Annotated in this window: 15 protein-coding genes; 14 read left to right on the top strand and 1 reads right to left on the bottom strand. The window is 71.9% G+C overall.

What is annotated here, in order from left to right; all coding sequences use genetic code 11:
• Positions 1-56 precede the first annotated feature (56 nt).
• On the top strand, positions 57-758 hold the full coding sequence (locus tag H3H34_RS13105) for a hypothetical protein (RefSeq protein ID WP_194745751.1): 702 nt from the start codon (positions 57-59) through the stop codon (positions 756-758).
• A 355-nt stretch (positions 759-1,113) separates the two neighbouring features.
• Here the strand turns inward: H3H34_RS13105 and H3H34_RS13100 are convergent, their stop codons facing one another.
• Positions 1,114-1,803 (bottom strand): helix-turn-helix domain-containing protein, encoded by a 690-nt coding sequence (locus H3H34_RS13100; RefSeq protein WP_235946013.1) that lies wholly within the window; start codon positions 1,801-1,803, stop codon positions 1,114-1,116.
• On the opposite strand from H3H34_RS13100, the gene H3H34_RS13095 reads away from it, so the two are divergent.
• The 13 genes from H3H34_RS13095 to H3H34_RS13035 all read left to right on the top strand — a co-directional run bounded on the left by H3H34_RS13095 (position 1,789) and on the right by H3H34_RS13035 (position 8,785).
• The gene (locus tag H3H34_RS13095) at positions 1,789-2,043 is read left to right on the top strand and encodes a hypothetical protein (protein ID WP_207790952.1); all 255 of its coding nucleotides are present in this window, start codon (positions 1,789-1,791) and stop codon (positions 2,041-2,043) included. The two genes, H3H34_RS13100 and H3H34_RS13095, sit on opposite strands and share 15 nt — an antisense overlap.
• 43 nt (positions 2,044-2,086) lie before the next feature.
• Complete coding sequence (locus H3H34_RS13090; RefSeq protein WP_194745748.1) at positions 2,087-3,976, top strand: transposase domain-containing protein; 1,890 nt, start codon at positions 2,087-2,089, stop codon at positions 3,974-3,976.
• Positions 3,977-4,053: 77 nt separating this feature from the next.
• The gene (locus H3H34_RS13085) at positions 4,054-5,025 is read left to right on the top strand and encodes an AAA family ATPase (RefSeq protein ID WP_194745747.1); all 972 of its coding nucleotides are present in this window, start codon (positions 4,054-4,056) and stop codon (positions 5,023-5,025) included.
• On the top strand, positions 5,022-5,297 hold the full coding sequence (locus H3H34_RS13080; RefSeq protein WP_194745746.1) for a hypothetical protein: 276 nt from the start codon (positions 5,022-5,024) through the stop codon (positions 5,295-5,297). The genes H3H34_RS13085 and H3H34_RS13080 overlap by 4 nt, the downstream gene beginning before the upstream one ends.
• Positions 5,294-5,653 (top strand): helix-turn-helix domain-containing protein, encoded by a 360-nt coding sequence (locus H3H34_RS13075; protein WP_235946010.1) that lies wholly within the window; start codon positions 5,294-5,296, stop codon positions 5,651-5,653. The genes H3H34_RS13080 and H3H34_RS13075 overlap by 4 nt, the downstream gene beginning before the upstream one ends.
• Positions 5,646-5,846, top strand: coding sequence for a hypothetical protein (locus tag H3H34_RS13070; RefSeq protein WP_194745745.1), 201 nt, complete (start codon positions 5,646-5,648; stop codon positions 5,844-5,846). The genes H3H34_RS13075 and H3H34_RS13070 overlap by 8 nt, the downstream gene beginning before the upstream one ends.
• A gap of 11 nt (positions 5,847-5,857) precedes the next feature.
• Complete coding sequence (locus H3H34_RS13065) at positions 5,858-6,454, top strand: host-nuclease inhibitor Gam family protein (protein WP_194745744.1); 597 nt, start codon at positions 5,858-5,860, stop codon at positions 6,452-6,454.
• The gene (locus H3H34_RS13060; RefSeq protein WP_194745743.1) at positions 6,451-6,636 is read left to right on the top strand and encodes a hypothetical protein; all 186 of its coding nucleotides are present in this window, start codon (positions 6,451-6,453) and stop codon (positions 6,634-6,636) included. The genes H3H34_RS13065 and H3H34_RS13060 overlap by 4 nt, the downstream gene beginning before the upstream one ends.
• An 88-nt stretch (positions 6,637-6,724) precedes the next feature.
• Positions 6,725-7,045: a hypothetical protein gene (locus H3H34_RS13055; RefSeq protein WP_194745742.1), complete on the top strand. Its 321-nt coding sequence runs from the start codon at positions 6,725-6,727 to the stop codon at positions 7,043-7,045.
• Entirely contained in the window at positions 7,042-7,356 is a 315-nt protein-coding gene (locus tag H3H34_RS13050; RefSeq protein ID WP_194745741.1) for a helix-turn-helix domain-containing protein, read from the top strand. Before H3H34_RS13055 ends, H3H34_RS13050 begins: the two co-directional genes overlap by 4 nt.
• A 92-nt stretch (positions 7,357-7,448) precedes the next feature.
• A complete protein-coding gene (locus H3H34_RS13045) occupies positions 7,449-8,021 on the top strand; it encodes a regulatory protein GemA (RefSeq protein WP_194745740.1) in 573 nt (190 codons plus the stop codon).
• Positions 8,021-8,380, top strand: coding sequence for a helix-turn-helix domain-containing protein (locus tag H3H34_RS13040; RefSeq protein WP_194745739.1), 360 nt, complete (start codon positions 8,021-8,023; stop codon positions 8,378-8,380). Before H3H34_RS13045 ends, H3H34_RS13040 begins: the two co-directional genes overlap by 1 nt.
• A gap of 81 nt (positions 8,381-8,461) precedes the next feature.
• Positions 8,462-8,785: a hypothetical protein gene (locus H3H34_RS13035; RefSeq protein WP_194745738.1), complete on the top strand. Its 324-nt coding sequence runs from the start codon at positions 8,462-8,464 to the stop codon at positions 8,783-8,785.
• Positions 8,786-8,830: the final 45 nt, after the last annotated feature.

Below are 8,830 nucleotides of genomic sequence, written 5' to 3'. Positions count from 1 at the left end.
GGAGGCGAGCTTCGGACTCGGCGCCTACGAGGTGCAAGGGATGTCGAGGTCTGCGCATGGCTGAGCGGGCTCTGACCGGCACTGCTGCGACGGATCGACCAACCCTCCTCGTCCTCACCGTCGGCGGGAGCCCTGCACCGCTGCGCTCGTCCAGCGCCGCGTGCCGGCCCAACCGTGCGCTGTTCATCGTCTCGGAAAGTCGGGACGGAATGCCGGGTTCAGGTTCCGAGGTCGAGGCGAGCATCAAAGGTTGCGAGGGCTTCCCGGAACAGTACGAAAAGCTCGCCGTCCCGGCTGACGATCCTGATCGTGCCTTCGCCCTCATCCTCACGCGCTTGGAGCGAGCGCTCGCGCAAGGCCATCATGTGATCGCGGATTACACGGGCGGCACGAAAAGCATGTCTGGGGCGCTCATGCTTGCAGCAGCCATGACAGGAGGCTGCGACCTGCGGCTGATGACCGGACGGCGTCGCGATCTTCGCCAGGTCGAGGATGGCACCGAGACGCCCGTCGACGTGCCCGCCGAGGCTGTCGGGCTGGGCCGTGTCCTCGTCTCTGTGGCCAACTTCACGCGGCAGCGGGCATATCAGGCGGCCTTGGCGGTCCTGCCCTCCGAGCAGGCCGTGCCGGCCTCGCTGCCTGCTGCTTGGACGCGCCGCGTCGCGCTGTGGCGGCGCTGGCTGACCGTGATGGAGCGGTGGGACCGCTTCGACCATGCCGGCGCCCTCAAGCTGGTTGTGAGGGGACAAGAGGTTTGAGAAAAGTGGGACTCTGCGGGACTGGCAGGGACTGCGAGGGAAGTGCCTGAGAAAACTGCGGAATATCCTGTTGCGTCGCATTCTCAACGTCCCTAAGTGGCACTCAGTTCGCGTATTTCCGGGCGATCGGGACAGAAGGTTTGCGAAAGCTGATTTCCTAAATGAAATGCGTCATTCAGAGCTCTTATCAATGGGTTAGGCGCGACGAGGGGCGGTTTCGAGGCCTTCCAGAGGGGTGTTTTGAGTCCCACTTAGGTGGATTTAAGTGGGACTCAGAATGAGCAGGGCGGCGAAGGCGCCTAACCGACTGAGCAAGCGCGGGAAAAGCGCCATTCCGCGGGCCAGGCGGAAAGATTTAAGTGGGACGCAAATCTTGTCCCACGGAAGGGTCTGGAGAGGGTTCTGCAGCAGGACTTTCGCGGGGGCTTCCGGAGGGCTGGACGGGCACCCGGTGGAGGCTGCCCGGGTGGGTGGCGGCGAGCAGGAGCGCGATCTCTTCGGCCGGGATGTCGTGGCGGAAGAGGATCTGCATGAGGGCGACGCGGACGGCCGCTGAGGGCTCGACGCGGGCGATTTGCGCGGCGCGATCGACGGTGGCGGCGGCGCGGTCGTAGGCGCTGGCGGCGCCGTGGTGCGGCCCGGCGGAGGCGGGCGCGTGGGGGGGTTCGCAGCAGGCGGGGCCGGAAGGCGGGGGAGCGGGGGCGGGCGCCTGTGCGCCTTCGCCAGGCTCTGGCGGCGCGCCTGGCGGCGGGCCCTCGCCGGTCAAGAGCCATTCGACCGAGACGCCAAGCGCACGGGCGATGCGGACGGCGTTGTCGGCCCGCGGGATCGTGCCTTTGAGTACGCTGTCCATCGTGGACGACGGGATGCCGACCTGTCGTGCGAAACGCGCGGGCGGCGTTCCGCCCAGACGGCTACGGATCCGAGAGCCGAGCCCGATATCTCGTGCTGCCCCTTGCCAGTCTTCCGAAGTCTCGGCATATACCGATTCATCGTGCCGAGTTGTCGAGACTGATGTGGAGGTCACGCGATGCTCGCGATGCATAAGGAGGATGTGAAGGCGGCGATCCGGAAGCGGTTCCGCTCGGTGCGCGCGTTCGAGGCGGCGCACGGGCTGCCGGACCGGTCGGTCTCTGACCTGCTGCGGGGCAAGCGCAGCCGGCGCGTGGAGGAGGCGGTGCTGACGCTTCTGGCCACGAGTGACGACCCTTCCCGGCAATCCGAGGTTTCGGACCATAGCGCGGAAAGGGCGGGCGCGCACCCCATGAATCGGAGCGCGGCGTGAGCCTCGTTGCGCAGGCGATGCCCTCAAGGCTGGCGCGGGCCTGATGCGCGAGCCCGAGCGCTGGTTCACGGCGGCCGAGCTTGCCGCGCTGCGCCTGCCCGGGCTGCCGCGCACGAAGCGGCGGATCAATGCGCGGGCCACGGCGGAAGGATGGCCGTGGCGGCCGGCCAGCCAGCGCGGCGGCGGGCGCCAGTATCCGCTGGACGCGCTGCCGCTGGCGGCGCGGATGGCGCTTGCCGCGCGCGCGGCAGGGGAGGAGCCCGCGCCGCTCAGGGATGCGGCGCTCGTGGAGGCCGGGCCGGCGCTGGCCGAGGGCGTGCAGCGGGCGGTGGTGCTGGATGCCGTGGAGGAACGGCGCGTCTCGGCCGGTTCGCTGACGGCGGCGGTCGCGGCGGTGGCAGCCGAGACCGGGGTCAGCATCGCCACGATCTACCGCTGGAGGCAGCTGGTGACGGGCCTGAGGCGGGCGGACTGGCCGCAGGCGCTTGCGCCGCAGTGGCGGGGCGGCGGCGATCCGGCCGCGATCGACGAGGAGATCTGGCAGGCGTTCGTCTCGGACTGGCTGCGGCCGGAGCGGCCGACGTTTGCCTCCTGCCACGCGCGGGCCGCGGCGCTTGCGGCCGCGCGCGGCGTGGCCGTGCCGGGCCTCAAGGCGTTCCGCAGGCGGCTTGCGCGCGAGGTGCCGCGCGAGGTGGTGGTGGCGCGGCGGGAGGGGCGCGAGGCGGTGCGGCGGATGCTGCCGCCGCAGGAGCGATCGGTGGCGGCGCTGGAAGCGCTCGAGCTCGTCAACGTGGACGGGCACCGGTGGGACGTGTTCGTGCGCTGGCCTGACGGGCGGGTGGCGCGGCCAGTGATGGTTGCCATCCAGGACGTCTACAGCCGGAAGATCCTGGCGTTGCGGATCGGCGAGACCGAAAGCGCAGTGCTGACGCGGCTGGCCTTTGCCGACCTGTTCCGGGACTTTGGCATCCCGGCCGGCTGCCTGATGGACAATGGCCGCGCGTTTGCGAGCAAGTGGATCACCGGAGGTGCTCCCAGCCGGTTCCGCTTCAGGGTGCGGGCGGAAGAGCCGCTCGGGATCCTGACGCTCTTTGGCATCAGGGTGCACTGGACGACGCCCTACCGCGGGCAGTCGAAGCCGATCGAGCGGGCTTTCCGCGACTTCTGCGATGCGGTCGCCAAGCACCCGGCGCTTGCCGGTGCGTGGACGGGCAACCGGCCGGACGCAAAGCCCGAGAACTACGGCTCGCAGGCGGTGCCGCTGGACCAGTTCGAGGCGGTGGTGCGCGCCGGGATCGCGGCGCACAACGCCCGGCGCGGGCGGCGGACGGAGACGGCGCAGGGCCGCTCGTTCGACGAGGTGTTCGCCGAGAGCTACGCGCGCGCACCGGTTGGCCGCGCCACGGCCGAACAGGTGCGCCTGGCCCTGCTGGCCGCGGACAGGGTGCGGGCCGACCGGCAGTCAGGCGCGATCCGCTTCTGCGGGAACAGCTACTGGTCCCCGGACTGCACGCGGCTGGCCGGGCAGTGGCTCACGATCCGCTTCGACCCGGACGATCTCCACGGCGGGATCCACGCCTATGACGCTGCCGGGCGGTTCCTGGCCACCGTGCCGGTCTGGGAGGCTGCCGGCTTTCTCGACGTGGAGGCGGCGCGGCGGCGGGCGAAGCTCGAGGCCGAGCACCGCAGGGCCGTGGCGCGGCAGGTGGAGCTGCAGGGCCTGCTCGAGGCCGAGGAGCTGGCGCGGCTCTACGTGCCGGAGGCGACCGATTCGCCGCAGCCGCTGCCGGTTGCGACCGTGCTGCGGCCGGTTCGGCTCCGTGAGGCCGCCGCGGCGCGCGCGGCTGCGCCTGCACTGTCGCCCGGGGCGGACAGCTACACCGACAGGTTTGCGGCGGCCGTCACCCGGCTGCGGCTGGTGGAAGGAGACTGAGGGATGGGCGGTGCCGGCTTCAGCCCCCGGCACCGCCCGGTGACCGGCCGAATGGGCCAGCAAGGGAAAGGCAGGATATGACACCGACGGCGGAAACACCAGAGACGATCGCGGAGCTCCGCGAGCGGCTGAAGGACTGGAAGGAGGCGAACGGCGCTTCCTGGGCGAAGCTTGCCCGGATGGTGGGCGTGCCCGAGGGCACGCTGACGCCCTGGGCAGGGGGCCAGTATGCCGGCGACAATGCCAGGGTGGCGCTGGAGGTGCGGAAGTTTCTCGACGCCGACAGCCGGCGCGCCGAGCTGACGGCGCGGCTGATCCGCGACCCCGGCTTCATCGAGACGCCGTCTGCGCTGCGGTTCCTGCACCTGTTCGGCTGGGCGCACACGGGCGAGATCGTGGCGATCTCGGCGCCGCCGGGCACGGGGAAGACGCTGGCAGCACGGGCCTACCAGGCGCGGGCTTCCAACGTGTGGCTGGCGACCGCGCGGCCGTCCGCCTCTGGGCTGCAGCCGTTCCAGCTTGCCGTGTGCCAGGCGATGGGGTTCGACGAGAGCCGCTCGAACCCGCAGGCGCTGACGGCCCGCATCGTCGGGCGGATGCGCTCGGCGCGCGGCCTTCTCATCATCGACGAAGCGCAGGAGCTTTCGGACCGGGCGCTCGACGAAGTGCGGAGCTGGCACGACGAGACGGGGTGCGGGATCGCGTTCGTGGGCTACGAGCGGGTGGTCGGCCGGCTCGGCGGCGTGCGCGCGAAGCTGCTGGCCCGCCTGCACTCGCGGATCTCCATGCGGCATGTGCAGTACCGGCCGACTGATGAGGACGCGGCGATGATCGCGCGCGCCTGGGGCCTGGCGGATGGTGCCCTGATCGCCCGGATGCAGAAGCTCGCGGCGAAGCCGGGGGGGCTCAGGGGCGTGGCGAAGGTCATCAAGCTCGCCGGCATCGTGGCGACTGACGCCGGGCGGCCGATCACGGTTTCTGACCTGGACGATGCCTGGCGGCAGCTTGGCTATGATCTGATGCCTGCGGCCGAGGGAGGTGCGCGGTGAGCGGCGCGGGTGTGCGAGAGCAGCTCAAGGCCGCCTGGAAGGCGCTCGAGGAGCTGAGGGTGCTGGCGGCGGAAGGCCCTGTCACTCCCGAGGCGGTGGAGGCCCGGCTTGCGGCGATCGCGGCTGCGCTGCGGCACGTGGACGAGCCCGGCACCGGCATCGTCGCGCTGCCCGTGCTGACGCTGGCCGAGCTTGGAGCGATGGCGCGGGCCGCGCGCGCGCAGCGCCGGCGGCGTGGGCTCGGCGTGGTGCCGGGAGGAAGGCAGCCATGAGCGCGCCAGACGTTCTGGAGCTGCGGCCGGAGCGCCGCGTGGCGCCGATGTGGGTGCCGACGCGAGACCTCATCGTGATGGAAGTGGCAGAGGCCTTCGGCGTGCCGGCCGATCTCGTCGTCTCGCGCCGGATGCTGCGCGAGGCCGTGGAGGCGCGGTTTGCCTGCGTGTGGGTGGCCGACCGGGTGACGGCCTGGTCATCGACCCAGATGGGCCGGCGGCTGTTCGGCGGCCGCGATCACACGACGATCCTGCATGCCCGCGCGCGGGCCGAGGCGCTGCATGCGACCGACCGCGAATGGCGGCGGGCTGCCGAGCGGGCGCTCGCGATGGTGATGGAGGCCTTCGATGACTGAGCCCAGGTTCGAGACCCGCTTTCCCGACCACCGGCTCTACGCGCGGCCGGTGCGGCAGAACGTCCCGCGGCTGCCGCTGGTGCCGACGGAGACGCCGCTCATGCGCGCGCGCCGGCTGCGCCGGCAGTTCGGCCACGCCCTCATCCTTGTGGCTGCAGCGCTGCTCGCGGCCGCGCTCACCCCGCTCACCTGAAAGGAGCTGCCATGGCCACCAGACGCAAGGCAGACGCCGACCCAGCCGCCCGAAGCCTCGAGGAGGCCCGCGCCCTTCTTGCCGACTTCGGCGCGCTCGATGCCGAGCTCGTGGCGCTGGAGGAGGCCCATGCGGCACAGCTCGCGCGGCTGAAGGCGGCGCACGAGGAGGCGGCAGGGGCGCTTAAGGCGCGGCTCAGGACCATCTTCCTGCGCCTGAAGCCCTGGTGGGCGGTGGCGGGTGCGGAGGTTGCTTCCGGCCGGAAGTCGGCCGAGATCGCCGGGTGCCGGATCGGCGAGCGCACCACGCCGCCGAGGCTCCACGTGCCGCATGGCGAGACCGATCTCATCCAGAGCCTGGAGCTGCTGGGGTTCGCGTGGGCGCTCAGGGTGAAGAAGGAGCTCGACAAGCCTGCGCTCATCAAGGCGCTGGCCCGTTCCGGGGAGGATGGCCCGGACGGCGAGGATGCGCGGGTTCTTGCCGGGCTCGGGCTCGAGGTGCGGCAGCGCGAGGAGTTCTTCATCGAGCGGATCGTGCCTGCGGCGCAGGTCGAGACTGTCGCTGGCGAGCCGGCGCCAATCGCCGGGCTGAACGGAGGTGCAGCATGACCCGGCGCTTCCGGCCCTTCGACCGCGTGGAGGCGGAGATCTTCGACGATGCGCTCGCGGATGGCCAGGACATCGAGACGGCCGCGCGGCGCGCCGGGCGCTCCGCGCTTGACGGCTACCGGTGGTTCCACAGGGTGTGCGAGAGGCTGGGCGAGCCGGCGCGCGAAGGAGACGGGCGATGAGCGCGCGGCAGGCGCTTGTGCTCCTCGGGGAGTTCGTGGCCGTGCTGCTGGCCGGCGTGGTCCTGTGGCTCTTCTGGGTGGCGACCCCGTGACCGGGAAGCCCTGGACCGAGGCCGAGGAAGCGCGGCTGACGGCGATGCTCGAGGCCGGGGCGAGCTACCCTGAGCTCGCCGCCGCGCTCGGCCGCTCGGTCTCGTCGGTGCGCGAGCGCCGCAAGCTCCTGCCGGGCGCGCCGCCAGCGCGGCACCCGCGCGGCTTCACGCCAGAGGAGGATGCGCGGCTGCTGGAGATGCGGCGCGCGCACCTTCCCGGGTGGCTGATCGCGGCCGAGCTGGGGCGGAGCCGTGGCGTGGTGGCGCGGCGGCTGATGCAGCTCATTCGCGCCGGGCGGGCTGGAGGCGCGCGATGAGCGCCGATCTCCCCCTGTTCCGCTGGCAGGAGCGCTACCCGGGTGCGCCCGGGTTCAAGCGGCAGGCGACTTCGGCTGAGGCGGCGACGAGCATGCGCGACCAGGCTGGCCGGCTGCGGGGTGCGGTGCTGGCGGCGCTCAGACGGCATGGCCCGCTGACGGCCGACGAGATTGCCGGCGCGCTGGGCGAGACGGTACTTTCGGTGCGGCCGCGCGTGTCCGAGCTCGCGGTGGAAGGGCTGGTGGTGAAGACGAGCCAGCGCCGGCGCAACGACAGCGGGCGGACCGCAATCGTGTGGAGGCTCGCCTGAGCGGCCGGCCGGCACCCGCCAGCGCGCCGCGGTTCGCGCCGGACCCGGCGCGGCGGGCGCTGCTTGCCAAGGTGCATCTCGCGGCCAAGGAGATGGGCCTCTCACGTGAGGATTATGAGGCCGTGATCGCCCGGATGACGGGCAAGTCATCCGCCGGCCTGTGCTCCATCGCGGAGCTGGAGCGCGTGGTCGAAGAGATGCAGCGGCTGGGCTGGAGGCCTGCGGCGCCGCGGCCGGCCCGGTGTGGCGCGCGCCCTGCCGACCACCCGGCGGCGCGCAAGGCGCGGGCGCTGTGGATCTCGCTGTGGCAGCTGGGGGCTGTCAGCAACCGCTCGGAGGCCGCGCTCGAGGCCTTCGCGCGGCGCCAGCTCGGCTGCACGCGGCTGCAGTGGGCCGACCAGGCGCAGGTCTTCCGGGTGACCGAGGCGCTGAAGGCGATTGGGCGGCGGCACGGCTGGGACCCGGACTGGATCTCGACGGGTGACCAGGTGAAGGACCTGATCCGCGCGATCGACGCGAAGCTGCGCGTGCTCGAGCCGGACGCCCCCTCCGTCGAGCAGCGGTTCGGCACCTGCTGGCACCGCGAGCCGATGGCCGCTCTGTACCGGATGGCCGATGCGATGGGCGCGGCGCTGCGCGCTGCACAGGCGCGGAGGGCAGGCTGATGGCGGTGATCGCAGCCAGCCTCGAGGAGCTGGCGCTGGTGATCGGGGCACAGGCGGCGCGCGCGTTCATGACGGCGTTCGCGGGCCGGCGGATCTACGTGCCGCAGGCAATCGGGCCGGACCACCCGATCGCAGCCGCGATCGGCGCCGACAAGGCCGCGGTGCTGGCGGATTACTACGGCGGCACCCACCTCGAGCCGCCACTGGCGGCGGCCAAGCGGTGGCGCGTGCTTGAAATGGCCGCGGCCGGCGTGCCAGACAGCGAGATTGCGAAGGCGCTGTGGACCACCGAACGCCATGTGCGTCGGATCCGCGCGGCAGCGCAGGCTGCGGCAGCCCAGCTGCGTCTCCCGGTGTGAGTGCGCGCCCCTGCCGGACGATGGTCCGGCAGGGCTTGTCCCACATGCGGAGTAGGACAGCGGCCACAGACAGGAGCCGCCATGGGCAAGCCGACCCCGAGTGCCGCCGATCTCGCGAGCCAGGTGGTGACCGCCACGCTTTCGGCCGTGGGCCAGACGAGCGCGCCAGCTGCCTTCTCTGGCCGGTTCATCCTGGCGATCGGCGGCACCTTCGTCGCCACGCTGGTGCCCGAGTGCAGCTTCGACGGCGGGGCGACGTGGCTGCCGCTGACTTCGCTCGGCAACGCCATCACGTTTACGGCGCGGGCCGTCGAGGTGATGAGCTGCCCCGAGCCGGGCGTGCTGTTCCGTATGCGCTGTTCGGCCCACACGTCGGGCGCGGCCGAGATCAGGATCTCGCAGTGAGCTTCTTTGCCGGCGCTGTCATTCCCGGAGGGTCGCCGCCGGCGT

The organism is Thermaurantiacus tibetensis, assembly GCF_015354055.1.
Lineage (GTDB): Bacteria > Pseudomonadota > Alphaproteobacteria > Sphingomonadales > Sphingomonadaceae > Thermaurantiacus > Thermaurantiacus tibetensis.
The sequence above is the reverse complement of the archived record's forward strand: the minus strand, read 5'-3'. Positions and strand labels throughout refer to the sequence as shown.